Consider the following 25,621-nt stretch of genomic DNA (forward strand, 5'->3'; position numbering starts at 1 on the left):
GGCGAAGGCCGGTATCCAGGGAAGCGAAGCTCCGCACTCCGAGCCATCTGGATCCCGGATCAAGTCCGGGATGACACGCTCCCGTCATGGCGCAGTCTCCCGTCATGCCGGCGAAGGCCGGTATCCAGCCAAACAAAAAGGGCACCGCTTGCGGTGCCCTTTTTGTTTATCCGAAATTCCTACCCACTATTTCGTTTTCCCGAACGGCAACATCTGCCGCAGGGTATTGTCCTTGGTGACGAAGTGATGCCACAGGGCTCCGCCGATGTGCAGTACCAGCAGTACCAATAGCGCATTCCACAAAAACTCCTTGTGGATAAATGCCAGCTGCTTGGCGAGGTCGGTGTTTTTTGCCACGAAAGACGGCAGGTCAAACAGCCAGAACAGCGGTGTATCGCGGCCGGCGAACTGTCGCATCATCAGCCCGGAAAGCGGCATGCCGATCATGATGATGTACATCAGGCTTTGTACCAGTAGCGATACGGGTTTTTGCAGACCACTGCCGTAGAGAGTCGGGCGCCCGTGGGTGGCGCGCCAGTAGAGGCGGAATATGCCCAGGAAGAGTACTAAAAACCCGAGGGAGAAATGTAAGACCATCCACCAGCCGCGCATGGGGTCGCCCTTCTCGTAAAACTCGTGCAGCTCGACGGAGCCCCACGCAAACAGAATAAAAAAGGCAATCAGCCAGTGCAGCGTTTTGAGTGCTTTGCTCCAGCTATTGGGCGTGGAGGCCATATACTTCCCCTTATGGTGTTCGTTTTATCGTTCAGGTTACGCCAGTGGTTGCCGCGCGCACGCCATTGAGGTTGGCGAAGCAGGTGTCTCTCGCGGTGGTGAAAAAATCCTGCAGAAATGCCTGTTCCAGCATCTCTTCGCGCACGGCCGCATAGAGTGTACTCCATAGACCACCTTTTCCCAGTCTAAGCTGTTGTACCAAACCTTTCTGTAAATATTCGTAAAGTGCCCAGTTAGGGAGCGCACACACACCGCGCCCACTGACCACCAGCTGCACCATCATTACCGTCAACTCTGCCGTGCGCACCGAGTGCGGCTCCACACCCGCCGGGTCGAGAAAGTTCTGAAAGATATCCAGCCGTTCCCGTTCTACCGGATAGGTGATCTGCACTTCGCCTGCCAGATCTTCCGGTGTGACCCACTTCTTGTCAGCAAGTGGGTGCTTGCGACTGACGGCCAGGCACATCTCGAAACTGAACAGCGGTTCGTAGTGGATACCTTTCAACGAATCGTCGGGATTACTTGTGACCACCAGATCGAGGTCGCCACGGGTGAGGGCAGGTAGGGGGGCAAAGTGGAAGCCGCTGGACAGGTCGAGCTCGACCTCTGGCCAGTCGTCCCGGTAGGCATCCAGGGTGGGCATCAGCCACTGATAGCAACTGTGACATTCGATGGCGATATTCAGCCGCCCGGCCTGACCGGAGGCGAGCCGGGCAATATCCCGCTGGGCAACTGCGACCCTGGGAAGAACATCGTCAGCCAGCTGCAGTAACCGCAACCCCGCACTGGTAAATTGCAGCGGACGGGACTTGCGCACAAACAGCGCCTGCTCATGCCGGTCTTCCATCTCTCTGAATAGGTGGGACAGGGCAGATTGGGTCAGGTGCAAGCGCTCAGCAGCGCGCACCATACTGCCGGTTTCCCGCAGTGTGACCAGGGCCTTCAGGTGTCGCAGTTCAATCATCTTTAGCTAGGCTCATGCTTGGTGGTAAAAACATGAAAATAATTGAATATCACGTCACCGGTAAAATCAACCCTGAAATTAACGGGCAATGTAGGAGCCCGCTGAGTTCTATCCTGCCAATGCCTTTCGGCGCTCTGCATTTAGCTCCACGATATTCAAACCGGTCTCATCAACCGTTGCCGGCCACTTGAGGGGTGGGAAGTCTTTACTTACAGATAAGTCTGGGCAGGTTTTGCGCAGCTCGGCCAGCTCTTGTTCTAGCTCTGGAGATGGAGAGAACTCTATACTGTTGATGATACGCTCAATTAATTCTTGTATTGATTGAGAGCTTACAATCTTTTCTTTTTCCTCTAAATTTCCAGGGGCTAGTTGGTTATAGAAGATACTAAAAACGATAATTCGGTTTTTGGTCACAGGGAGGAACAGATATGCCGTACGGTACATGTCGATTTTATTTTCAACAAAAAAACGTGCCGCCGGTACAGCTAGGTTGTCAATTGCTTTCCATTGCAACGGAGCTTTATACCTTGCCTCACCTTTATCCCATTCATAGTGACCGTACTCTGCCGTTAAGTACCCTGCTATTGCTGCTTCCAAAGCATTGGGATGCAGGAAGTTAATATTTTCAGGTTGTAACTCAGGTGCTATTGCTGAGATGGCAAAACTTGCATTGGATTTTTCACCGCTAAACCAGGGCCCATAAAACGCATACTTTCGCAAGAATAGTAAGGTCGACCACCAAGTTTTTGTCGGGTCATTACCCGGGCGGATTTGTTCTAAATCGTCCTCAAACCACTTCGGTGTAAACTGTTCAGATCCCGGGCGAAAAATATGAAGTTGTTTTGGCGCACGGAAGCTGAGTTTACTGCCAAGTAAATCATAGGTAAATTTTCGAGCACCCTTAAACTTCGGCCCTTGAGGCACGCAAAAACCTTCGTGCTCTCTTAGGCCCAGCCGGTTGTATTTGATAAAGTCCAGCATTAAAACTTACTCTTAATACTATTGTGCAACTGCGGTGCCCAGTGGGCTGCGGCAGTATCGACTGTTTTCACGAATTTACTGATCTCTTTGGTGTATGGGGCTGCTTTACCGACTGCGGTCAAAAATGCCCCTAGAGCTGGAACTGTGGCAGCACCAGCTACACCCACTGTTCCAGCGATAACTCCGATATTGATACCTGAGTAACCGGCGATGGCTCCTGCAAAAGTTAGTCCTCCAGTGGCTAAGGTTCCCATCTGTACGCAGTCACCAATGGCGCGACCGAACCCATAGTCTTTTTCGTTAGAGATTCTATTAATCGATGCTGATGGTTGTCCAAGGACCCCGTAAAAATTGATTGGAGATAGCTTACTCAGAGATCTCCCAATTTCTATCTCGATAGCTCTGGCAGCTTTTAGTACTTCAGTTTGGGACGTTTTGGGTTCATAGAGAAAGATTTGGTGGTTTTTTAGCTTAACCCGTTGGCTGGCGAGAATATTCATTGCCTGAGTAAGTACAGCAGAGCCCCCGTATTCAGCAATCCACTTAACGTTTTTTACTTTTCTCGATTCATACATGGCTCGAGCAAGTAATGTTGCGGACGCAAGTATGTCTTCCTTAGCAAGAGGCTTTCGAGCATCTCTAAAATTTATAAATCCACCAATTTTCTTTTTCCCAGGGGTAAAGTGAAGATCAAATTTCGTGCTTTTAAGAAACGATTCGCCCGTTTCGGCACTGTAGTGGCTGGCGGCTACTTTAGGTGCTGCTGATCCAGCTGCGCTGCTTGGATTTTGGTAGCCCGTATTACACACAGCTACAAGTCTGCCCTCACTGGGTACTATCTTACCGGTTTTACTTTTGTCTGCGGCCCAAACTTTTTGCCTGGTAAATTTTGCCTCATAAATTCCGGGCGTATCATGTTTTTTCTGCAACTCCGCATACCCAGCATCCGCCTCAAAATACACAACCTTGAACGCATCCTTGGACTGCTTCTCCACGGTCACTTTGCACCCGGGCAGGATCATCACGAACTCTTCTTCACCACCGCGGTGTACGGGACCGGGCTTGATAAAGATATTGTCTTGGTGGAGGCGGCCGGAGGTTAGTTGGTGCAGGGCATTGACGGTGATCTGGGCCCAGTAGTTGCCCTGTTTGGCGAGGTTGCGGATTTCGTTGTAAACGGGTTCCGCTTGCGGGGTGATGGTGACCACTTTACCGGCGGATTTGCCGGCAATCACGATATTATGCTTGACGCCTTTATTCGCAAACATGATTCAACTCCCTTTGAATATCTGAATGGGAGGAATCATATATAAGAGAGCAAGGCTTGGCTATTATTTGTACGGAATTGGTACGCACGTGTTGGTTGGGTTATGGAAGCCAGCCTTGCAGGCTGACTCCCATAGGCAGGTTACTCTCCGTAGCAATCCCGCGTCATATTTTCAATCCGATCAGCGTGCACAATGACATTGTCTTCGATGCGCACACCTCCAAACGGACGCAGTTTTTCCACTTTGTCCCAGTTCACTTCATCAGCCAGTTGGGACTCTTTCAGTTCTGCCAGCAGGCTATCGATAAAGTACAGGCCTGGCTCGATGGTAAATACCTGGTTCTCCTCGATGGCACGCGTGGTTCTGAGGAAGGGGTATTCCGCTGGTGGTGGGGTGGTGCCGCCTTCGGGGGCTGACTGATGACCGCCCACGTCGTGTACTTGCAGCCCCAGGAAGTGGCCAAGTCCGTGGGGCATAAAGGTGCCGGTGAGGCCGGATTCCACGGCGCTTTCGGGGGAGGTTTTGATCACGCCGAACTGTTGCAAAAGCTGGCCAATTTTGTGGTGGCAGCTTTTATGCAGCTCTATATAAGAGGCTCCGGGAGTGAGACCTGCGACCAGTTCCTGTTCTTTCTCGTGCATTGCGGTGACCAGCTCTGCAAACTCGCCGTCACGGTAGGCGTAGGAGCGGGTTATATCCGCGCAGTAGCCATTGCAGTCAGCGCCGGCATCGATCAGGAAGCTGCGGCGGTCACTCTCCGGTAGTCTTTCCGTGGAGAGGTGGGTGTAATGCAGGATCGCGCCGTGTTCGTTCAGGCCGACAATATTGCCGTATGGCATGCTGTTCTCGCCTTGTCCGGCGGCTTTCATATATGCGAGGTTGATTTCAAACTCACTGGCGCCCGCGCGGAAGGCTTCTTCGGCTGCCTGGTGTGCATGTACGGCGATGCGGTTGGCTTCTCGCAGGCAGGCGAATTCATAGGGGGTTTTGTAGGCTCGGGCCCAATGCAGTTGATCGATCAGGTGCTGTGGGTTGCGCTGACCGATTTCCCAGCCTTCGAGCCTTACGGTTTCGCCAATAAATGCCGCATTTTCACCACTTAAAAAGGCCTTGGCTTCGTCGGGCTTGGCAAGCAGTTCGATATCGTATTCATCGCTCCAGAAAGTTTGCGGTGCGGGCGGGACGTAATGCCAGAAGTCTACCGGACGATAAAACAGCAGCTTGGGCTTCTGTCCGCGTCTATAAATCACCCAGCTGTGGGGATTGTCGGTAACGGGGACCAGGGCCTTGAATTGGGGGTTCACCCGGAAGGGGTAGTAGTTGTCATCCAGGAACTGTACGGAAGGTGCACCACTGAATACGTTGAGAGTCTCAAAGCCGCACTGATCGAGAATTTCGTCGTAGCGTTTGCGAAGTGTGGCCAGGTGGTCGGCGAAAAGCTGCTTATCCATAAATCTCCCGGTTCTATCCCCTAAGCTGTGTAAAGATTGACCTGTAGGGCAGGTACAAGAATGCGCATAGTGTATAGTCAGGCCTCTGAATAATTAGTCTGATTTTTGACGATGGAAAAGAAGATACTGCTAACGGACTGCCCGGATGCCAAAGGGCTGATCGCCAAGATCACCAACATTTGTTACAAGCACCAACTAAATATCATCAAGAACGATGAGTTTGTAGATCGGGCTCAGGGGCGCTTCTTTATGCGTACTGCGCTTGAAGGCATATTTAATGATGCGACGCTTCTGGAAGATCTGGACCTTACGCTGCCAGATGGTGCGGAGCGCAAGCTGGTGGCTAGCGGGCGCAAGCGGCTGGTCCTGATGGTGACGAAAGAGTCCCACTGCCTGGGCGATATTCTGATGAAGTGCTACTCCGGGGCTTTGGATGTTGAGATTGCCGCGGTAATTGGAAACCACCAGGTGCTGCAACCACTTGTGGAAAAGTTTGATATCCCTTTCCACTGGATTCCTGCCGATAACCTGGAGCGGGCACAGCACGAAGCACAGGTGATTGAGCTGGTAGACAGTTACCAGCCGGATTACCTAATTCTCGCCAAATATATGCGGGTGCTGACGCCGCAGTTTGTCGCCCACTTCAAAAGCCGCATTATCAATATCCACCATTCATTTCTTCCTGCGTTTATCGGCGCCAAGCCGTATCAGCAGGCCTTTGAGCGCGGAGTGAAAATCATTGGTGCCACCGCACATTTTGTCACGGATGACCTCGATGAGGGGCCGATTATTGAGCAGGATGTTATCCACGTGGACCACGGCTATTCCGCAGAATCCATGGCGAGCGCCGGGCGGGATGTGGAAAAACAGGTGCTGAGCCGAGCATTACAGCTTGTGCTGGAGGAGCGGGTTTTTATTCACGGTAACCGCACGGTTGTTTTTAAATAGGATATCCCTGGAGAAGAAATGAACAGAACGTATCTCTTCACTGTAACTCTGTCCGCTGCGGTCTCTCTATTCACCGGCTGCGCCAGTGAGCCTACTGCGCCCAACCCCGGGCTGAAGGAGTCATTTCACACTGAGGTCGCGGCGAATGGGGCCAAGCGCTTTACCTATACCCTGGAAATGGCTGCGCCTCAGCTGCGCGGGCCCTATACCGAGAGCCCGCAAATGCGCGGCGGCATGGTGCGGCAGCAGGATCTGGGAAGAGGGCGTGCTAGCCGTGGTCAGCGTTTGGACTTCGATTATGCGTTGGCGCTAAAGCTAAAGGAGACAGCGTTCTGCCGAGACGGGTATTTTGTGATCGATCGAGTGGTCTCGCAGCTCGGCGGCGAGGTTCGGGGCGAGTGTCGGGATGCTGCTGAACGCTGATTTTCTGACTGGTGTCTGAAAACTAACCTATAAATCGCGCGCAGATTGGAACAAATGTACTAATAATCTGTAATAAGGTGCAATTTCGGGGAGGTTAAACTATCTGGTTAGGAATTTATACCGCTAATTGCCCGGCAAAACAGCACAAGCCTGCTGTGCCCATCTCGCCATTTCCCCATTACGCATTTTCTGCTGCTCAATTCTTCGGCAAAAAACATGTTTTTTGTATTTCGAAAAATCCATTGATAGTTAAAATTAATGACCTTAATTGTCATTTTTTTCAACCAGGCGGATATTTTTATTCATCGGGTCTATATAGCTACATTCAATTAGGATGAACTAGCGCTTATCCAAATTTTTTAGCGGTTTCATTGCAAATTCTGCCTGCATTATTGATGTCGAATTTGATGCTAATTTGGTTAGATTGATGGTCCTTTAACCATTTGTAACCATTTGTATTGACTAGAAAGTCACAAAAACTCTTTAAGTTACCTCTGTAAACCCTCCCCGCTTCGACTGGTACGTCTGTATCGCACTTATGGATTTGACGATTGCCAGAGTCCGAACTAAAAAATAGGAGAAAAGTGCTATAACTAATTATTAAATTAGTGAACTGGTTAACACCGTGAAGTCATTTCTTTTGAATCGAAAGTATTTTCCGGTCACAGGTATGGGCGCGCGCCACTACCGGATGCAGTAATAAAAATAGCGATTAGCTCGAAGTAGAAAGATTATTAAAAGAAACAGGCGGCAACATGGATATAGAAGTAACTGTATTCTCTGACATTAAAGATGGCTTACTGCGGGAAATGGGGAGTGTGGTCATAGCGTGTGGCTTTACGTTGCACCGCCAGCGCATGATGTCGACGCCAACGGGCGTGCAGTTGTGGTTGAAGCTCACCGGCGAGCGGGGCAGGTTACTGGAACTTGAGGATCGTTTGAGCTCCCACCCCCTGGTAACTGGATTTGAAGCTGATCATTCCCCTGTTGTGCAGAGTGGGGGCGCCGCCAGTACGGCTCCTCAGGTGGCTCGGCCGGCCACTACCCCACGCAGAACACCACCACCGGCCCCCAGGCCGTCTCAGGCTTCCCCGGGCGCTCGAAAGAAGCCCGCATCGGCGGCGCCGGATATCAGCATCGTAGAGCCGGTGCTGCCCAAGTTGGCGAAAAGCTATCCGAAAATCTTCCCCCAGCTGCTCGAGTTACAGCAGCAGGTTGCCGATGCTCAATGGGGCCCCAGTCTTAAGTTTATTGGCGTGCGCGTTGGAGCTTGGGTGTACAAGAGAGATTACGCTTTGGGCGGCCAATTGGATCTCAAAAGTGCACTGCGTCAGATTGCACAGCCGGCATTGCGTGCCCTACTGCCCGTAGAAACGAAAGATTACGCGGTACACGTGAAAAACAATCCGTTTTGTTTGCCGGGCTCACACTGTCGCAATGGTGACTTCTTCTGTGGCTTCTTGCAGGGACTCTTGCATGAGTCGGGAGCGAGTAGCCGGGTGGTGGTGAGAGAGGTTCAGTGCCGAAGCGAAGGGGCTTCTGAGTGTGTGTTCGAAGTAGTCGATTGATCCGGTAAATAACAGGGTAGTTATTTATTTGCAGATGTGGTTTTAACAATAAATCCTAAAATGGGGAAGGGATATGGTCGCTGAATATAATCCAGTATTGGTCGGGCTTTCATTTTTGGTTGCCGTCTTAGGGTCGTATACTGCTTTGCAGTTAGCGGTCGCTATTCCGGCTGCGCAGAATGAAGCGGAAAAGAAAAAAGCAATTCTCAAAGCGGGTGCCGCGATGGGTGGTGGCGCTATCTGGACGATGCATTTCATTGCAATGCTGGCCTACGATATGGGTATGTCGGTCACTTACGACGTCTTCCTGACGGTACTGTCTGCGTTTATCGCAATGGCGGCGTGTTCGGTGGGTCTTGGTATTGCCGGGATTGGGTTATTTAGCTTTGATAAGCTTTTGCCGGCAGGGATCTTTATGGGCTGCGGCGTTGCCGGTATGCATTATATGGGGATGGCGGCAATGCTTATGCCTATGGAAGTCTCCTATAACCTGAATATTCTGATTATTTCCGTAATTATTGGCGTGCTCGCATCCTGTGCCGCTTTGTGGATGGCATTCCATATGCGTGGAAAGTTGCAGATGATTGGAAGCTCCCTGCTAATGGGGGTGGCGGTATGTGGCATGCACTATACCGGTATGGCCGCCGCGCGTTACGAGCACACTAATGTTGTCAATGAGGCCTGGTTTGCCGGTTCGCTGGGCGGTGAATATCTCGGTATCAGTATCTTCCTTATTGTTACCACTTCGCTGGTGTTGACACTTGCCATTGGCAGCCACCGCCGTCGCCAGCGGGAAGAGTTGGCTATCTGAATCGATATTTCCCGTCTGAAAGCCGGTGCTACGCGCCGGCTTTGGCGTCAAAACTCTCTCCATTGGCGCCATGATCATCTGGTCGACCAATATCATGTAAAGAACCGTTAAGGACTGACGGTCACATTTTTCTCCTCCCTATAATCCGCCGCTTTTCGCTTCGGCGCTATTTTTCAGGGAGAAAACTTAATGCTTGATCAGTACAGCCTGCCACTGGTTATTCTTTCTTATACAATTTCCGTTTTCGGGTCGTTTGCAGCGCTGCAGCTGGTAACCGGTATCCGCGAGGCTATTCTCAAGGCCGACCGTTGGCGAGCCATTGCCTTTGCCGGTCTGGCCATGGGTGGCGGAGCCATCTGGTCTATGCATTTCGTGGGTATGCTGGCGCTTGAGTCCCATATGCCCATGTCCTACGACGTGTTTAAAACCATTCTATCAATCGTCATTGCGGTAGCCGCCTGTACCGCGGGCCTCGCGATTCTCGGTGCGCGGCGTTTCACCCTGGAAAAACTGATGCCTACCTCCATATTTATGGGCGGTGCCGTAGCTGGTATGCATTACATGGGGATGGAAGCCATGCTGATGCCGGCGGAAATCGAGTATGACCTGAATATTCTGCTTATTTCGGTACTTATCGCGGTGGCGGCGTCATTTGCGGCGCTGTGGATGGCGTTCCATCTGCATGGCTCCTGGCAAAAATTTGGCAGTGCACTGGTCATGGGGGTTGCGGTGTGCGGTATGCATTACACCGGGATGGCGGCGGCCAGTTACCAGCACACCGGCACCATGCCGGAATCCGGTTTTCTGGGGGCGCTCAGTAGTGAGCATCTGAGTGTGGCGACGGTGGCCATCAGTATCGGAATTATCGTGCTGACCTTACGGGTCAATTACTGGTACCGAAATCGTCAGTTAGTCCCCGCATGATTATTTTGCCCTATTTGTAGGCACAAAAAAGCCGGAGCAATGCTCCGGCTTTTTTGTGCCTGTTGTCCCGGACTCAGTCCATATAGCTCTCGACCGGTGGGCAGGAGCAGATCAGGTTGCGGTCCCCATACACATTGTCGATACGGTTGGATGCGGGCCATACCTTGTGGTGCTTCAGCCAGGCTGCCGGGCGGCCGGCGACTTCACGGCTGTACGGATGCGTCCACTCGTCGGTCATCACGTCGTCCTGGGTGTGCGGCGCATTGTGCAGGGGATTGTCCTCTGCGCTGTATTTACCGCTGGCCACGTCTTCCGCTTCCTGACGGATGGTCGCCATGGCTTCGACGAAGCGGTCCAGCTCTTCCTGGGCCTCGGATTCCGTGGGCTCGATCATCAGGGTACCGGCCACCGGGAAGGACATGGTGGGCGCGTGGAAACCGAAGTCCATCAGGCGCTTGGCGATGTCTTCTTCGGTGATGCCACTGGCTTCCTTCAGTGGACGCAGATCGATCAGGCATTCGTGGGCGATAAAACCGTTGCTGCCTTTGTACAGCAGCGGGTAGTGCTCGCTCAGCTTCCTGGCCACGTAGTTGGCGTTCAGGATCGCGGTTTCGGTGGCCAGTTTCATGCCCTGTTTACCCATCATACGGATATACATCCAGCTGATCGGCAGAATACTGGCGGAACCCCAGGGTGCTGCGGAAATGGTGCCGTTGACCGGATCGTTACCCGGTACCTCGGTCACCGGGTGACCGGCCAGGTAGGGCTTCAGGTGTTCGCCGACGGCGATCGGACCCATGCCGGGGCCGCCGCCACCGTGGGGGATACAGAAGGTCTTGTGCAGGTTCAGGTGAGATACGTCACCGCCGAACTTGCCCGGAGCCGCGACACCGATCAGCGCGTTCATGTTGGCGCCGTCGATATACACCTGGCCGCCGGCGTTGTGGACAAGTTCGCAGATCTCGCGAATACCTTCCTCGAATACGCCGTGGGTGGACGGGTAGGTGACCATCAGCGCGGCGATGCGGTCGCCGTGCTCTTCGATCTTCGCCTTCAGGTCGGTCACGTCCACGTTGCCCTTGTTGTCACAGGCAACCACAACCACCTTCATGCTCACCATCATCGCGGATGCGGGGTTGGTGCCGTGGGCAGAGGCGGGGATCAGGCAGATATCGCGCTGGCCTTCGCCCTTGGCTTCCAGGTATTTCTTGATCGCGACCAGGCCCGCGTATTCACCCTGGGAGCCGGCGTTCGGCTGCAGGCTTACGGCGTCGTAGCCGGTACATTCCGCCAGCATGGCTTCCAGCTGTTTGAACATCTCGCGGTAGCCTTCGGCCTGGTCGGCCGGGGCGAACGGGTGCAGCTTGCCGAATTCCGGCCAGGTCACCGGGATCATTTCCGCGGTGGCGTTCAGCTTCATGGTGCAGGAACCCAGCGGAATCATGCTGTGGTTCAGGGCGATGTCCTTGGACTCGAGGGTCTTCAGGTAGCGCAGCATTTCGGTTTCGGAATGATGCGTGTTGAACACCGGGTGGGTCATAAAGTCGGTGTCGCGCTGCAGGTTGGCCGGTACGCCGGCCACCCCTTTGGCGGACAGTTCGCTGTCGATCTTGTCCAGGTCCAGGCCGTGGTCGCCGCCGACAAAAATGTTCAGCAGTTCGGAGACATCCGCCAGCTTGGTGGTTTCGTTCAGGCTGATGCCCAGCGCGTCGCTGCCCACTTTGCGCAGATTGATTTCTGCGGCGATGGCGCGATCAAAAATTTCAGACTGCTTGTCACCCACGGCAACGGTGAGGGTATCGAACCAGCTGTCGTGGGTGAGATCCAGGCCCTTTTCTTTCAGGCCCGCGGCGAGAATATCGGTGAGGCGCTGGATGCGCGCGGCGATGGTTTTGAGGCCTTCCGGGCCGTGATAGATCGCATAGAAGGCGCTCATGACCGCCAGCAGTACCTGGGAGGTACAGATGTTGGAGTTGGCCTTTTCGCGGCGGATATGCTGTTCGCGGGTCTGCATGGCCATGCGCAGGGCGCGCTTGCCTTTACTATCGACGGACACACCGATGATACGGCCGGGGGCGGAGCGCTTGTAGGCTTCTCGGAAGGCGAAGAAACCGGCGTGGGGGCCGCCGTATCCCATAGGGATACCGAAGCGCTGGTTACAGCCAACCACCACGTCTGCGCCCATGGTGCCCGGTGCCTTCAGGGCTACCAGACTCATTAGATCCGCGGCCACGGTGACCAGTGCATTGGCGTCGTGCACCTTGGCGATCAGGTCGGTGAGGTCGCGCACCACACCGGTGGAACCCGGGTACTGGAACAGGGCGCCGAACAGTTCTTCCGGCAGCTCGGTTTCCGGGTTGCCGACAACCACTTCGAAACCGAAGTGTTCGGCGCGGGTCTGTACTACGGCGATGGTCTGCGGGTGGCAGTCTGCGTCCACAAAGAAGACGTTGGATTTGTTGCGTTTCGCCTGGCGCTTACACATGGCCATGGCTTCGGCGGCGGCGGTGCCTTCGTCCAGCATGGAGGCGTTTGCCAGGTCCATGCCGGTGAGGTCCATGATCATCTGCTGGAAATTCAGCAGGCCTTCCAGGCGGCCCTGGGCGATTTCCGGCTGGTAGGGGGTGTAGGCGGTGTACCAGCCCGGGTTTTCCAGCACGTTGCGCAGAATCACGTTCGGCGTAATGGTGTCGTGATAACCCATACCGATAAAGGTGCGGAAAATCTTGTTGCGCTTGGCCAGGGCTTTCAGCTCCGCCAGCGCTTCCTGCTCGTCGACCGCATCGGCCAGGGCAAGGTCATCGGACTTGCGGATGGCGGCGGGTACGGTCTTTGCAATCAGTTCATCCAGGGTAGCGACGCCGAGGGTGTCGAGCATGGCCTGGGTCTGCGCGGCGTCCGGGCCAATATGGCGGCGGATAAAGGCGTCGTGCTGTTCCAACTGCTTGAGGGAAGGCTGGGTCATGGTGGTTGGATTCCTGTAAACGCTGACGGCGCTTGCCGGGAGATTGCCGGGAAACGCGAACGCTCAAAAATAGCAAAGTGGATCGGGAAAGCGGATCCGTCCAAGTTCACGGGACACGCGGGTCAGTGACCAACGGTTCCCGAGTTCGGCATTCGGTAATAATGGTGTGGCAGAGTGAACTTGCCCAGTTACCGGCACCGCTGCGTAAGAGAGACAAGCACGGGCGGTGAGGTAATACCGGTTGCCAGAAGGCGCGCATCTTAGCAACCGCAGTGTGTGTGGGCAATTGGGGCACTATGCGGTCAAAGTTATGCTGGGAGCGGGACGGTTTTGTGACATAAATCCTGTTTTTGGCATTGTGGCGCTATTTTTGTCTGTGAGCGCGCACTCGAGCGGGTTGGCCTGAAAATTTGCGCCATACTCAATGATTAAAAAGAAGCTGTCGCCGGAGTTGCGTACAGCCATCGAGCCAGGGAATCAAGAGGACTCACCGTGTTGCCTCGGGCAAACGTCAACACTTTGCGCTTCAAAGCCTGCCTGCTCTCCGCGTTGCTGGTCGTGGCCATGTGCCTGTTTTTTATCCTGCTCGGCAACGGCAGCCTGCAGTCTCTGCTGGCGAAAAACCGCGAACATCGCCACCTCAATTTCCAATTTCAGGTTTCCGGCCTGTTGCAGCAGTCCCGCCAGGAAATGGCGCAACTTGCAGAGCTGATTGCCCTCAGTCCCCGTGGGCGCATATCTTCCCGGGAAGAGCTGCGCAAAGCCATGGACCGCCAATGGGAGCTTCTCCAGCAAAGCTGGGATCTCCACTCCCTGAAAATTTACGATGCGGAAAGCAAGCCGGTGCTGAGCTGGGGGGCGTCCTACAGCCAGTTGAGTGCGGAGCAGGTGGCTCAGGTATTGATGCGCGGTCAGCCACTGGAACGGATCCAGTGTGAGCCGGGCTGTGTTCAGAGCCTGTCGGTACCCATGCGTGCCCGAGATGGTGACTATGTTTTGCAGATCGACCGGCCGCTGGTGAAGCAACTACAGCGCTTTCGCGAAATGACCGGCTCTGATATTGGTATTCTGTCGGCGGTGCGTACCCTTCCTCCGCCCAGGGCAGGGCTTAATTACCTTGCGCGCTGGCAGCGTGAGGTATTGTCTCTGACATCCCGCGAGCGTGTTTTGCCATTGCTGAACCGGGTGGCCAATGAGGTGTCGACGGTGGGCGGGTTGCAGCGCGCGCGGATACACGAACTGGATAATCGCCAGTTCGATATTCGCACCATGAGTGTGGGTGTCGACGACAACGGCGCGCAGTTTGTATTTATCGAGGATGTTTCCGATCAGGTCGAGCACATCGATGAGTCGGTGCAGTTACTGCTGCTGTTTTCTGTCCTCGGTGCGCTGATTTTTAGCGCCGCAGTCGCAGGGACTTTGTGGGGGCCAATTGTGCGTTTGCGACGTCTGGCCCAGGCCTTGCCGCTATTGACGAATGGCCGCTTCAGCGACGCGCGTCAGTTGATCCGTCCGGTGCATAAAAATCTGGATAAATTTGATGAGCTGGACGTACTCGACAACACCGGGCTCACGGTCTGCGACCAGCTTGAAGATATGAATGACATGGTGACGCGCAAGACGGCGCAGCTGGAGCAGATTGCCATGCATGACAGCCTTACGGGGCTGGCTAATCGATTCAGTCTGCTCGAGCAACTGGAGTTTCATCTGCAGCTTGCCCGACACCAGCCGGACGGAGTGCACGAGCAGTGTTACCTGTTTTTTATCGACCTGGATGACTTCAAGCAGGTCAATGACACTCTGGGGCACCAGGGCGGTGATGAACTTTTGTGCGTGATTGCCCGGCGCCTGCTCAGTGTTATGCGGTGTGGCGATATTGTCGCTCGACTCAGTGGCGATGAGTTCTGCGTATTTGTCCGGGGTGTGCAGGGGGTGTATGCCTATCGCACGCTGGCAGAGAAGCTGCTGAATACCGTGGCGCAGCCGGTAAAAATTTCCGATAACCTGGTTACCGTCACCATGAGTGTGGGCGTGGTTGCGGTGGAGGGGCAGGAAGATACGCTGGAGGGGGTGCTGCAAAAAGCGGACTTGGCGATGTACCACGCCAAGCGTCACGGCAAAAACAAATATCAGTTGTACTCGGCGTCCTTACCGGCACTTTCGGGGCAAAGTGCTGAAAAGCCTCTCGATGGGGTGGTGCGCCCACTGGAATTGGTCACTTCTTTTAAACCTCGTTAATTACCGCGCGCAAATCTATCTCGCAAATGCGAACGAATACGCCTTGCGGATGTGGCTGCCGCGAGTTTCTTCCGCTGTGCACAGGCGCTATTTGTCCGGTTGGTCTATCTTTAATTTATCCCGATCCGTTTTTCCACGCGGATGTACCCCCAGAGTGCTGGAACGGCGGAATACTTTTTCACAACTGATGTTCGACCTGACACCGAGCCACAAGCCCGGTACCCAGAGTCTGCAAGGTTAACCAGTCCGCACTATGGCGAGCAAAATTTACACTACCGACGACCAGCTTCTCAGTAGCTATCTACGCAACTTACTGCAATCCGCCGGCTTCCCGGTTTTGACACAGCAAACCCGGGTGGAGCCCTCTGTGGACGCGGGGGATAAGGGAAAAAATGGGGCGGGGAATCTGGATTGGCAGTCCGAGCTCTGGCTGATCCGCGATGCGGACCTGGCCAGTGCCCAGCAGGTATTGCAGCAGGCACTTTCCAGAGAAAGCGCCTGACCGCGTTTTCGGCAACACTATCGGCACCACTGCCGGTAGGGTTACATCTTCTCGAGGGTCTCGATTCCGAGCAGGCCCAACCCTGTGGACAGGGTGCGCGCAACCAGGTCGCACAACTGCAGGCGACTTTGCTTCTCCTCTTCGCTCACACCTTCTTTCAAAACCGGGCAGGCTTCGTAGAAGCCCATATAGGCGCTTGCCAGTTCGTAGAGGTATGTACACAGCACATGTGGAAAAGTGTCTTTGGCTACCTGGTCCAGTACCTCACCAAACTGATTCAGCTTGATCGCCAGTGCGCGCTCGGCATCGGTGCCCAGTACGATATCGCCGTTTAGCGCAGACGGGTCCACTCCGGCGCGACGGAAAATACTGCGCACACGAGTGTAGGCGTACTGCAGGTAGGGCGCTGTATTGCCCTCAAACGCCAGCATGGCGTCCCAGTTGAACACGTAATCGTTGGTGCGGGTTTTGCTGAGGTCGGCGTATTTGACCGCGCCGATACCCACCACGCGGCCGATCTCGGCCTGCTCTTCCGGGCTCAGCTCCGGGTTCTTGCCTGCGACCAGTGCAGTCGCGCGCTCTACCGCTTCGTCCAGTAGTTCCGCCAGTTTTACGGTGCCACCGGTGCGGGTTTTGAACGGTTTGCCATCGTTGCCCATCATGGTACCGAAGGCGCAGTGTTCGAGCGTCTGGCTGTCGGCAATATAGCCGGCCTTGCGCGCCACGGTGAACGCCTGCTGCAGGTGCAGGGTCTGGCGCGCGTCGACAACGTAAAGAATACGGTCCGCTTTCAGGGTATTGGCGCGGTAGCGGATGGCGGCCAGGTCGGTGGTGGCGTAGAGGTAGCCACCGCCTTTCTTCTGGATAATCACCACGCTGGGATTGCCTTCCTTGTCGGCCATTTCAGGCAGGAAGGCGACAATGGCCCCCTGGTCTTCCACCGCAATGCCGCGATCGATCAGGTCTTTCACCAGCACCGGCAGGTCGTCGTTGTACTGGCTTTCCGCATACACGTCTTTGCGCTGCAGGGTAACGCCCAGCTTTTCGTAGATCTCTTCGGCATGGCTGATGGAGATGTCGATAAAGCGCTGCCAGAGTTTCAGGCAGTCGGCGTCGCCACCCTGCAGTTTCACCACGTATTCGCGGGCGCGGTCGGCAAAGCCTTCTTCCTCATCAAAGCGGACCTTGGCCTCGCGGTAGAAGACTTCCAGATCTTTCAGTGCCACTTCGGCGTCCTGGTTTTCCATTTTGTCGGCCAGGTGCGCCAGCAGCATGCCGAATTGGGTGCCCCAGTCGCCCATATGGTTCTGGCGAATCACCGTGTGGCCCTGGAATTCCAACAGGCGGGCGAGGGCGTCACCGATGATGGTGGTACGCAGGTGGCCCACGTGCATTTCTTTCGCGAGGTTGGGGTGGGAGTAGTCCAGCACTGCGGTTTGTGGCTCATCGGCGCTGGCGATATTCAGACGCTCATCGGCGCGGGCCGCGGCGAGGGTACCGGCCAGCCAGGATTCGCTCAGGTGAATGTTGATAAAGCCGGGGCCGGCAACCTCGGTCTTCTCGATCATCGGCTGATCGCCCAGGTTCTCGATGATCTTCGCCGCCAGCTCGCGAGGGTTGCTGCCCACTTTTTTGGCCGCCGCCATGGCGCCATTGGCTTGGTAGTCACCAAAGCCCGCCTTTTTGGCGGGGGCCACCGCCGGGCTGCACTCGGCGGGAATCCCCGCGGCGGTCATGGCGGTCTGGAAAATATCGTTGAGCTGCTGGCGAATATTCATAAGGGGGGCGTTATCCCGTGGCGATTCTGGAAAATGGGAGTCTGGATAATATAGAAGAAGGCGGGATTTTAATGGCCGGGAAGGGGTTTGCAACCTGCGCGAGCCCGGTCGGCTGCGGTAACATGGCGCGCTATTGACGAAAGGTAACAGGAATAGGGGCGAGCACAATGTCCGGGACCACGCTTTACTGGCATGACTACGAAACCTGGGGCGTGGACCCGGGGGCGGACAAGCCTTCCCAGTTTGCCGGTATCCGCACCGATGAAGATCTGAATGTGGTCGGTGAACCGCTGATGATCTATTCGAAGCCGGCCAGTGACTGCCTGCCGCAGCCGATGGCGGCGCTGGTGACCGGGCTGGCACCGCAGAAGGCGTTTGCCGAAGGGCTGCCGGAAATCGAGTTTATCCAGCGGATCCTCAACGAGCTGGGTGCGCCCGGGACCTGTGGAGTGGGCTACAACAGCCTGCGCTTTGACGATGAAGTCACCCGCCATACCCTGTACCGCAACTTGCTAGACCCGTACGAACGGGAGTGGAAGTCTGGCAACAGCCGCTGGGACATTATCGATATGGTGCGGCTGACATATGCCCTGCGCCCGGAGGGCATTGAATGGCCCCGGCGGGAAGTGGCAGACGGCGTTTGGGTGCCTTCTTTCCGCCTGGAAGAGCTTACCGCGGCCAATGGCATCAGCCATGAGGGCGCTCACGATGCGCTGTCGGATGTGCGCGCCACCATCGATATGGCGCGGCTGATCCGCGACAAGCAGCCCAAGCTCTACGATTACGTGTACAAGCTGCGCCGCAAGCAGGAAGTGGCAAAGATACTCAACCCGCGGGATCGCAAACCGCTGCTGCATATCTCCGGCAAGGTCCCCGCGACCCACGGTCACCTGACCTATGTGCTTCCCCTGGCCATGCACCCGGTGAACCGCAATGCGGTGATCTGTGCCAACCTGGCCATGGACCCGCAGCCGATTCTCGACCTGGAGCCGGACGCCCTGCGCGAGCGCCTCTACACCGCCCGTGACAAGCTGGGCGAAGGCGAGCTGCCGGCCGGCCTGAAGCTGATTCATATGAACCGCTGCCCGGTGCTGGCGCCGGCGAATATGCTCTCCGGTCAGCGCGCGGCCGACCTGCAGATCGACAAAGAGGCCTGTGAGGCCAACTGGCAGAAGCTGCAGGGGCTGGATCTGACCGAGAAGTTACACCAGGTGTTTCTCGATGGAGAGTTCCCGGCCAAGGATGTGGAAGCGCGCCTCTACGACGGCTTTATGAACGATGCCGATCGCGACGCGTGCCGCCAGCTGCACAACGCCCTGATCAGCCGCGGCCCGGAAGCCCTGGCCGGGCAGCCCTCGTTTTCCGATTCGCGCCTGCCGGAGCTACTCTTTCGCCTGCGGGCGCGTAACTTCCCCGAGACGCTAAATGAGGAAGAGCAGGAGCGTTGGGAAGAGTGGCGCTACCAGCGGCTGACGGACCCCAAGTTCGGGGCGAGTATTACCATGGAAGCCTATTTCGAGGAGATTGCGCGCTTGCGGGAGGAGTTTCCCGAGCGCAGTGACCTGCTGGATCAACTGGAAACCTGGGGCGATGCACTGCTGGGTTGATCCGCCAATTGCGGCTGTTCCGCCCGCGATGGTGCGCGTAGAATACCGCCCGCCCAGCCGCCGGTGATCCCGGCGCAACCTTGAGTAAGTGGAGCAGCAATGGACTTTATCGGTGCCAATATCCTTTCCGTCAGCCAGTTTGAGCGGGACGACATCGACCGAATTTTTGCCGTGGCCGACACCATGGTTCCCTACGCCCGCCGGGAAAAAGTCACCCGTGTCCTCGAGGGCGCAATCCTCGGCAATATGTTTTTCGAGCCCAGCACCCGTACCCGGGTGAGCTTTGGCTGCGCGTTCAATCTGCTCGGTGGCACCGTGCGCGAGACGGTGGGGGTGTCAGCCAGCTCCCTGGCCAAAGGCGAGTCCCTGTACGACACCGCGCGGGTTCTTTCCGGCTACTCCGATGTAATCTGTATGCGCCACCCACAGGCGGGGTCTGTGGCGGAGTTCGCCGCGGCCAGCCGGGTGCCAATCGTGAATGGCGGTGATGGCGCCAACGAGCATCCGACCCAGGCACTGCTCGACCTGTACACCATTCGCAAGGAGCTGGAAGGCAAAGGCGGCTCCCTGGATAACTTCCGCATCGCCATGATTGGCGATCTCAAGCACGGGCGCACCGTGCACTCCCTGTGCAAACTGCTGTGCCTGTTCAAAAATGTTCAACTGGTGCTGGTCTCTCCGGGCGAGTTGGCGATGCCGGCAGTAGTGGTGGAGAAACTGCGCGAAGTGGGGCATCAGGTGACGGTAACCGATCAGCTGGAGCCGTCGATCAAGCATGTGGATATCGTCTATTCCACCCGCATCCAGGAAGAGCGTTTTGAATCCCAGGCCGACGCCGATCGCTACCGCGGCCGTTTCCGCCTGAACCGCGATATTTTTACCCGCCACGCGGAACCCAATACCGTGATCATGCACCCGCTGCCACGGGATTCCCGCGCGGAAGCCAATGAACTGGATTCGGATCTGAATGAACACCCGAGCCTGGCGATTTTCCGCCAGACGGACAACGGCCTGCTGGTGCGCATGGCATTATTTGCCATGTTGCTGGGGGTGGAAGACAAGGTGGAGCAGTACGCGCGGCCGATTACCTGGCAGACACGGCGCAATCAGATCTGATACTTGTGTAGAAATTCAGGCATCAAAAAACCGGCAAAATTGCCGGTTTTTTTATTTCTGATGCTGTGAAAAATCAGCCGGCCAGCGCGTTACGCACCGTCGCCAGTTTCACACACAACACAAACACCGACATGGCGGTATCCAGTTCTTCCAGCGGCGGGAAGCTGGGTGCAATACGGATGTTGGTGTTTTCCGGGTCTTTTCCGTAGGGGAAAGTCGCACCGGCGGGTGTCAGTTTTACGCCGGCTTCCGCAGACAGGCGAATCACGTCTGCCGCCACACCCGGGCGGGTGTTGAAGGAAACGAAGTAACCGCCTTCGGGTTTTTCCCACTCGCCCAGATCCGTATCGGCGAAGTTCTTTTCCAGATGTTCCAGTACACAGGCAAACTTGGGACGCAGGATTTCCGCGTGCTGTTGCATGTGCTCTTTCAGCTGGGTCAGTTCCGGGAACAGGCGCGCGTGGCGCAGCTGATTGATCTTGTCCGGGCCGATGGTCATGGCCGACATCTGCTGTTTCAGGGACGCCAGGTTGGCGGGACTGCCGCTCACAAAGGCCACACCGGCGCCGGCGTGGGTCACCTTGGAGGTAGAGGCAAATTGCAGTACGGAATCGGCGGTGTCATTGCCCAGCGCGGCTTCGCGGATGTTCGGCAGTTTTACCTGGTGGTCCAGGTCGTGAATGGCGTAGGCGTTGTCCCAGAAAATACGGAAGCCCGGGTTGGCGATCTTGGCCAGTTGCGCCAGACGGTCGACGGTGTCTGCGTCGTAGGTTACGCCGGTGGGGTTTGAGAATTTGGGTACGCACCACAGACCGATGATCTGGTCGTCTTCGCGGATCTTCTGTTCCAGTACATCCATGTCCGGGCCGGTGGCGGTCATCGGGACCGTGTCCATGGCGATCCCGAGCTGCTCGCAGATGGCGAAGTGGCGGTCGTAGCCGGGTACCGGGCACAGAAACTTGGGCGCACTCATTTCTTTCCACGGCTGGTTGCCGGCAAAGCCGAACAGGTAGCCGGTGAGAACCGCGTGGTACATCAGGGTCAGGGAGCTGTTGCCGCCGGCCAGTACCTCTTCAAACGGCACCTGCAGAATATCCGCACCCAGTTCGCGGGCGGCGGCAATACCTTCGAGGCCGCCGTAGTTGCGGGTGTCGGTGCCGTCGGGAGCGCGGTAGTCGCCATTCAGGATACCGTCCAGGCTGTCGGACAGAGAGAGTTGGTCCGCTGCCGGTTTGCCGCGGGTCAGGTCCAGGCTCAGGCTGTGCTGGCAAATACGCTGGTATTGCTGGTCCAGTTCTTTTTCCCACTGTTGCAGCTGTTCGCGTTGGGCGGTCTCGATACGCACGGAAAATCCTCTTCTCTTGATGGACAACTCTTGACAGGCAACTTCCGGAGGAAGTTACGGGGACGGGAGCTTATCAGCAGTGGGCGGATTGCGTCATGTTTTATGACACTTTTTTGCAGGAAAACCCGGTAAAAACAGCGCATTTCGGTAGATAAAGTGGCGGCGCAATTGTTGCAGTTGAAACGGACTGGATGATTGTGCCGGTAGTATCACACCGGCTGCGCTGTCGCGCGTCGCCGTCAGTGTTTTTGAACCGCCAGGTGGCGGAAATCACTGGCGTATTCGAGTAGCGTGCTTTTCAGGTGGGCGCGTTGCTCAGGGGTGGCACTTTGCAGAATTTCCGTGGCGAGGGACCGGGCCTGAAGACGCAACTGGTCCTGCATCTTGCGGTAGTCTTCCGGCCACAGGGTTTGGGGATCAATCAGCAGCGCGCGCAACCGGGCTTGATAGCCATCGGGCTTGCTGCGCAAGGTGTCCAGAAACGCATTCGCCCATATTTGCCGCTGCGCATCCCGGCGCTTCGGATCGAAAGTCGTGGTGGCCACCTGGCGATCAATCATGGATTCCTGAGCCTCCGTGAGATCCCCGAGCCAGCGCTCAGCCTGTTTGCGAAACTCTTTTTCCCGCTTGCGCTGCGCCTTGTCCCACTTTTTTAATGACTCTTCGCGCTCTTCCCGGATGTTCTCTGCGAGTTGGTCGATCTGCTTGTCGTCCAGCTGGGTAAGGATCGGCAGCATCAGGTCGCTCAGCATCGTCACCGAGGAGTGCCAGAAGGTATCCACCTGGGATTCGATGGCATCCAGCTGGGCCGGGTTGGTGTCGGCGTCGTCCACTTTGGCGGCCAGTTCTTCGAAATAGTCGGCGTAGCGGGGCAGCTGGGTCTGGCGGTGCCAGCGATGGAATTCGTCGACTCGCAATTGCAGCAGGTCTTTCTGAGCGCCATCCAGGTCGAGGTATTTATTGAAGGTGCGGTCCATCCACCAATCCAGGTGGCCATAGACGAGGCGGATGCTGGAGCAACCGCTGAATAACAGCAGTATTACCGCGGTTATCAGCAGGGCGGTGCGCGTGTTAACGCCTGTGGAGGTTGCGGTGCTCATGGCGATAAATATAGTTGCTCGCCGGTTACACCGCATTGATACCGGTGGATCAATTGATCCAGACTTCTACCCGACTGTTTTTCACCGGACCCTGCTCGCTGTCGCCAGTCAGTGGTGCGAAGGCGCCAACGGCCATGATCTGGCTGTCTCCCATCTGGTGATCCCGCAGCAGTGCGCCCTGTACCTTGAGTGCGCGGAAGCGGGAAATCAGGTCGGAGATGTTCTGATTGGATTTGCGATCTGAGAAGCCAACCAGGGTCAGCGATAATTCGCGGTTTTCATTTTCCGCCATAAAGTCCTGTAACCGGTGCAGGTCGCGCAGGGCGCGGTTGTCCAGCTCGGTACTGCCATCGGCGAATCGGAAGGAGATGCTGAGACGCGACCCGTTCTCCATCAATTTGCGGTAGCTCTCTGGCGCGTTAGCGTATGGCGCCATCTGCAGGGACACGGGGGTCAGGTTGATAAAGCCGATCTGCTCGACGATTTGCTGCCCGGCGTGGGACTCCGCAAAGTGCAGAAAGGCATCTACCTGTGGGTTGTAGCGCCCGGGATTGCGGTAGAGGTACAGGCGACGGGTGAGGGGGAAGTCTTCCGTGGCAATAATGCCTCTGTCTGGAACCACCGCGGCCAGTTCCCCCGATTTGATCGCGACCTTGTGCATGCCTTCAGAGTCGGCAAACGGGAGATAGCCGATTGCCGCGCGATCCCGCTGTACCAGTGCGCGGGTTTCGTGGTTGCCGGAAACCTCGTATACAAATCCTTTGGCCGGGCGGCTGCCGCCAAAGACTTCCCCGTCAAAGGTAGCCCGGGTGCCAGACTCGATATCCCGGTGCAGCGGGCGTATCGGAAGGTCCGGTCCCCCCAGTTGTTGCCAGTTGCGGATCTCTCCGCTGTAAATCTGCGCCAGCTGCGCCAGGCTCAAGCGGTTAATGGGGTTGTCTTTGTGGACGGTAATCACCAGGGCGTCGAGGCCGATCACATGCTCCGCCTGTGGACCTGTGAAGTCGCCGAAACGCGCCAGCATATCTACCTCTTTGGGTTTGATGCGGCGAGATGCCATGCCGATATCGGCGGTGTCGCCGTTCAAAGCCTTGAAGCCGGTGCTGGAGCCCAGGGCGATGATGGGCACAACTACAGGCTCACCCTGCAGGCGTGCGTGAATCCAGTGTTTCTCGCCTTCCGAGCGTTGACTGACCTCACTGGCGCCCCGGGATTCCAGATATCGCTTTACCAGTGCGGGCGCCAGATCTGCGCCTACGGTGTTGGAGCCAGTCAGGCGGAACAGCACGCGATCACGGTCTGCGCCAGCGGCCTGGCCACTAGCGATGAGGCCTGCAGCCAGAGTCAGTTGCAGCAATAGCGCCACAACCCATCTTGCGCCGATTATTCCTGAATTCGATCCCCTGCCCGCGTTTACGCGTTTCATCCTGCCCCCTATCACTTCTGAATACTGTTCCGAGTGCCCGTCCGGTTGCTGTTTGTTGATCGTTGTATTGCATCCAGTCCGTCGCGGGCGCGCGCTTTATCGCAGAAAAGTGTGACGGGTTTATTGCAATTGGGTTGAACTGGTCGGCGAGTGGCGAGGAGGTTGCCCGGGGTGGACTGCCGGTACTGCGAAAAAATGGCTGGGTGATTTTTGAGCTCGAGCGTCCGGGAGGGCTGGCTCTGAGGGGCTTTGCCGGCGTTTTTTTCACCAAACGGCACGTAAAATCAGCATATAATGGGAGAAATCTTCAGTTTTTTTTTGAAAAAAGGCATGACAACGCTGTCATTTGTCTTGTAGTATTTCTCACATATTGGCAGAGGCGTCAGCGACGCCCAGCCGGATTTCTCTGGGGCGCAGCGAATGCGGTGGGGAATTCGGCAAGGACACATAACAATAGAAAATCTTAGGGGCCGGTTAGATGGTTGCTTTGAGAGACAGCAGGGACATTCTTTTCATTGGCGTCGATGGCGGTGGCAGTAAATGCCGCGCCTCTATATTCGACACCAGCAATCGCCTGTTGGGTACCGGTGTCTCCGGGCCCGCGAACCCCCTTCACGGTTATGCACAAACCATTGATTCCATCGTGCGCTCTGCCGCACTGGCGGTGGCGGACGCTGGTCTGCCCGCGGAAACTCTGGGTGAGCTGGTGGCTGGTGTGGGGCTGGCCGGGGTCAATATGCCCCGTCTCTATAACGAGATGAATGCCTGGGCGCACCCGTTCAAACAGATGTTCCTCACCACCGATCAGCACTCCGCCTGTCTGGGTGCGCACCGCGGTGGTGACGGCGCGGTGATCATTGCCGGCACCGGATCCGTGGGTTACTCCTGGGTCAATGGCCGCAGCGAGATTGTCGGCGGCCACGGTTTCCCCCACGGCGACAAAGGCAGTGGTGCCTGGCTGGGTATGGAAGCGGTGAAATATCTGTTAATGGCGATGGAAGGTCTGGCGGAGGATTCAGCGCTGAAAGGCGAGCTGCAATCTGCGCTGGGGACCGACGATCCCTACGATGTTATTGAAATGATGGCGGGCAAGCCCTCCAGTCAGTACGCCAAGCTGGCGGTGCCTGTGGTGGAGTGCGCCGAGGCGAACTGTCCTATTGCTGCGTCGATCATGCGCGATGGTGCTGCTTATATCAGTGATCTCGCAGACAAGTTGATGGAAGGCAAGCCGCCGCGCCTGGCCATGATTGGCGGCCTGGCGCCGCGCCTCAAGCCCTGGCTCAAGCCCCATGTGGCGGAGCGGGTTTCCGACCCGCTGGATCCGCCAGAGCTGGGTTGCGCCTACTTCGCCCAGCACTCCCTTGCGGCACTGGGTGACAGTGAGTCCAAAGCGCGGGAAGAGGCGGATGCCAAGGCGCTGTTTGGATAAGTTCTTTGGATAAGAGCGTCGAATCGTTAGAACACACAGGTT

20 protein-coding genes are annotated in these 25,621 nt (G+C 56.3%); 10 read left to right on the plus strand and 10 right to left on the minus strand.

Going from position 1 to position 25,621, the window contains the following annotated elements; all coding sequences use genetic code 11:
• Positions 1–186 precede the first annotated feature (186 nt).
• The 5 genes from ACXAG1_RS11215 to pepQ form a co-directional block, all read right to left on the minus strand.
• Positions 187–735: a cytochrome b gene (locus ACXAG1_RS11215; RefSeq protein WP_475092135.1), complete on the minus strand. Its 549-nt coding sequence runs from the start codon at positions 733–735 to the stop codon at positions 187–189.
• Between the two features lie 31 nt (positions 736–766).
• Entirely contained in the window at positions 767–1,699 is a 933-nt protein-coding gene (locus ACXAG1_RS11220; RefSeq protein ID WP_475092136.1) for a LysR family transcriptional regulator, read from the minus strand.
• A 108-nt stretch (positions 1,700–1,807) separates the two neighbouring features.
• Positions 1,808–2,680 carry a hypothetical protein gene (locus ACXAG1_RS11225; RefSeq protein WP_475119749.1) on the minus strand — a complete coding sequence of 291 codons (873 nt, stop codon included), beginning with the start codon at positions 2,678–2,680 and terminating at the stop codon, positions 1,808–1,810.
• On the minus strand, positions 2,680–3,948 hold the full coding sequence (locus ACXAG1_RS11230) for a hypothetical protein (protein WP_475119750.1): 1,269 nt from the start codon (positions 3,946–3,948) through the stop codon (positions 2,680–2,682). Before ACXAG1_RS11230 ends, ACXAG1_RS11225 begins: the two co-directional genes overlap by 1 nt.
• A gap of 140 nt (positions 3,949–4,088) precedes the next feature.
• Complete coding sequence (pepQ, locus tag ACXAG1_RS11235) at positions 4,089–5,399, minus strand: Xaa-Pro dipeptidase (protein ID WP_475119751.1); 1,311 nt, start codon at positions 5,397–5,399, stop codon at positions 4,089–4,091.
• Positions 5,400–5,510: 111 nt separating this feature from the next.
• On the opposite strand from pepQ, the gene purU reads away from it, so the two are divergent.
• The 5 genes from purU (at position 5,511) to ACXAG1_RS11260 (ending at position 10,073) form a co-directional block, all read left to right on the plus strand.
• Positions 5,511–6,347: a formyltetrahydrofolate deformylase gene (gene purU, locus ACXAG1_RS11240; protein ID WP_475092140.1), complete on the plus strand. Its 837-nt coding sequence runs from the start codon at positions 5,511–5,513 to the stop codon at positions 6,345–6,347.
• A gap of 18 nt (positions 6,348–6,365) precedes the next feature.
• Positions 6,366–6,770 (plus strand): hypothetical protein, encoded by a 405-nt coding sequence (locus tag ACXAG1_RS11245; protein ID WP_475092141.1) that lies wholly within the window; start codon positions 6,366–6,368, stop codon positions 6,768–6,770.
• A 755-nt stretch (positions 6,771–7,525) separates the two neighbouring features.
• On the plus strand, positions 7,526–8,338 hold the full coding sequence (locus ACXAG1_RS11250) for a hypothetical protein (protein ID WP_475092142.1): 813 nt from the start codon (positions 7,526–7,528) through the stop codon (positions 8,336–8,338).
• Positions 8,339–8,411: 73 nt separating this feature from the next.
• A complete protein-coding gene (locus ACXAG1_RS11255) occupies positions 8,412–9,149 on the plus strand; it encodes an MHYT domain-containing protein (protein WP_475092143.1) in 738 nt (245 codons plus the stop codon).
• A gap of 189 nt (positions 9,150–9,338) precedes the next feature.
• Positions 9,339–10,073 (plus strand): MHYT domain-containing protein, encoded by a 735-nt coding sequence (locus ACXAG1_RS11260; RefSeq protein ID WP_475092144.1) that lies wholly within the window; start codon positions 9,339–9,341, stop codon positions 10,071–10,073.
• Between the two features lie 73 nt (positions 10,074–10,146).
• Here ACXAG1_RS11260 and gcvP read toward each other — a convergent pair whose 3' ends face one another.
• Positions 10,147–13,038: an aminomethyl-transferring glycine dehydrogenase gene (gene gcvP / locus ACXAG1_RS11265; RefSeq protein WP_475119752.1), complete on the minus strand. Its 2,892-nt coding sequence runs from the start codon at positions 13,036–13,038 to the stop codon at positions 10,147–10,149.
• Positions 13,039–13,530: 492 nt separating this feature from the next.
• Here gcvP and ACXAG1_RS11270 point away from each other — a divergent pair, with 492 nt between their 5' ends.
• A complete protein-coding gene (locus tag ACXAG1_RS11270; protein ID WP_475119753.1) occupies positions 13,531–15,276 on the plus strand; it encodes a diguanylate cyclase domain-containing protein in 1,746 nt (581 codons plus the stop codon).
• Between the two features lie 253 nt (positions 15,277–15,529).
• Complete coding sequence (locus tag ACXAG1_RS11275; protein ID WP_475092147.1) at positions 15,530–15,778, plus strand: putative signal transducing protein; 249 nt, start codon at positions 15,530–15,532, stop codon at positions 15,776–15,778.
• 41 nt (positions 15,779–15,819) lie between these two features.
• On the opposite strand, the gene argS is transcribed toward ACXAG1_RS11275, so the two are convergent.
• On the minus strand, positions 15,820–17,556 hold the full coding sequence (argS, locus tag ACXAG1_RS11280; RefSeq protein ID WP_475119754.1) for an arginine--tRNA ligase: 1,737 nt from the start codon (positions 17,554–17,556) through the stop codon (positions 15,820–15,822).
• Between the two features lie 167 nt (positions 17,557–17,723).
• Between argS and sbcB the strand changes: the two genes are divergently transcribed.
• A complete protein-coding gene (gene sbcB / locus ACXAG1_RS11285) occupies positions 17,724–19,163 on the plus strand; it encodes an exodeoxyribonuclease I (RefSeq protein WP_475119755.1) in 1,440 nt (479 codons plus the stop codon).
• A 99-nt stretch (positions 19,164–19,262) separates the two neighbouring features.
• A complete protein-coding gene (locus ACXAG1_RS11290) occupies positions 19,263–20,279 on the plus strand; it encodes an aspartate carbamoyltransferase (protein ID WP_475092150.1) in 1,017 nt (338 codons plus the stop codon).
• 73 nt (positions 20,280–20,352) lie between these two features.
• Here ACXAG1_RS11290 and ACXAG1_RS11295 read toward each other — a convergent pair whose 3' ends face one another.
• The 3 genes from ACXAG1_RS11295 to ACXAG1_RS11305 form a co-directional block, all read right to left on the minus strand.
• A complete protein-coding gene (locus ACXAG1_RS11295; protein WP_475092151.1) occupies positions 20,353–21,624 on the minus strand; it encodes an aspartate aminotransferase type Ic in 1,272 nt (423 codons plus the stop codon).
• Positions 21,625–21,863: 239 nt separating this feature from the next.
• A complete protein-coding gene (locus tag ACXAG1_RS11300; RefSeq protein ID WP_475119756.1) occupies positions 21,864–22,724 on the minus strand; it encodes a DUF6279 family lipoprotein in 861 nt (286 codons plus the stop codon).
• Positions 22,725–22,773: 49 nt separating this feature from the next.
• Positions 22,774–24,090, minus strand: a complete 1,317-nt coding sequence (locus ACXAG1_RS11305; protein WP_475092153.1) for a substrate-binding domain-containing protein — start codon at positions 24,088–24,090, stop codon at positions 22,774–22,776.
• Between the two features lie 538 nt (positions 24,091–24,628).
• Here ACXAG1_RS11305 and nagK point away from each other — a divergent pair.
• The gene (gene nagK, locus ACXAG1_RS11310; RefSeq protein ID WP_475119757.1) at positions 24,629–25,579 is read left to right on the plus strand and encodes an N-acetylglucosamine kinase; all 951 of its coding nucleotides are present in this window, start codon (positions 24,629–24,631) and stop codon (positions 25,577–25,579) included.
• Positions 25,580–25,621: the final 42 nt, after the last annotated feature.

It is taken from the genome of Microbulbifer sp. ABE4_465 (assembly GCF_056160765.1).

Bases quoted from the DNA above. Each gene is read 5' to 3' on its own strand.
- ACXAG1_RS11215 (WP_475092135.1), bottom strand. From the start codon at position 735: ATGGCCTCCACGCCCAATAGCTGGAGCAAAGCACTCAAAACGCTGCAC.
- ACXAG1_RS11220 (WP_475092136.1), bottom strand. From the start codon at position 1,699: ATGATTGAACTGCGACACCTGAAGGCCCTGGTCACACTGCGGGAAACC.
- ACXAG1_RS11225 (WP_475119749.1), bottom strand. From the start codon at position 2,680: ATGCTGGACTTTATCAAATACAACCGGCTGGGCCTAAGAGAGCACGAA.
- ACXAG1_RS11230 (WP_475119750.1), bottom strand. From the start codon at position 3,948: ATGTTTGCGAATAAAGGCGTCAAGCATAATATCGTGATTGCCGGCAAA.
- pepQ (WP_475119751.1), bottom strand. From the start codon at position 5,399: ATGGATAAGCAGCTTTTCGCCGACCACCTGGCCACACTTCGCAAACGC.
- purU (WP_475092140.1), top strand. From the start codon at position 5,511: ATGGAAAAGAAGATACTGCTAACGGACTGCCCGGATGCCAAAGGGCTG.
- ACXAG1_RS11245 (WP_475092141.1), top strand. From the start codon at position 6,366: ATGAACAGAACGTATCTCTTCACTGTAACTCTGTCCGCTGCGGTCTCT.
- ACXAG1_RS11250 (WP_475092142.1), top strand. From the start codon at position 7,526: ATGGATATAGAAGTAACTGTATTCTCTGACATTAAAGATGGCTTACTG.
- ACXAG1_RS11255 (WP_475092143.1), top strand. From the start codon at position 8,412: ATGGTCGCTGAATATAATCCAGTATTGGTCGGGCTTTCATTTTTGGTT.
- ACXAG1_RS11260 (WP_475092144.1), top strand. From the start codon at position 9,339: ATGCTTGATCAGTACAGCCTGCCACTGGTTATTCTTTCTTATACAATT.
- gcvP (WP_475119752.1), bottom strand. From the start codon at position 13,038: ATGACCCAGCCTTCCCTCAAGCAGTTGGAACAGCACGACGCCTTTATC.
- ACXAG1_RS11275 (WP_475092147.1), top strand. From the start codon at position 15,530: ATGGCGAGCAAAATTTACACTACCGACGACCAGCTTCTCAGTAGCTAT.
- argS (WP_475119754.1), bottom strand. From the start codon at position 17,556: ATGAATATTCGCCAGCAGCTCAACGATATTTTCCAGACCGCCATGACC.
- sbcB (WP_475119755.1), top strand. From the start codon at position 17,724: ATGTCCGGGACCACGCTTTACTGGCATGACTACGAAACCTGGGGCGTG.
- ACXAG1_RS11290 (WP_475092150.1), top strand. From the start codon at position 19,263: ATGGACTTTATCGGTGCCAATATCCTTTCCGTCAGCCAGTTTGAGCGG.
- ACXAG1_RS11300 (WP_475119756.1), bottom strand. From the start codon at position 22,724: ATGAGCACCGCAACCTCCACAGGCGTTAACACGCGCACCGCCCTGCTG.
- nagK (WP_475119757.1), top strand. From the start codon at position 24,629: ATGGTTGCTTTGAGAGACAGCAGGGACATTCTTTTCATTGGCGTCGAT.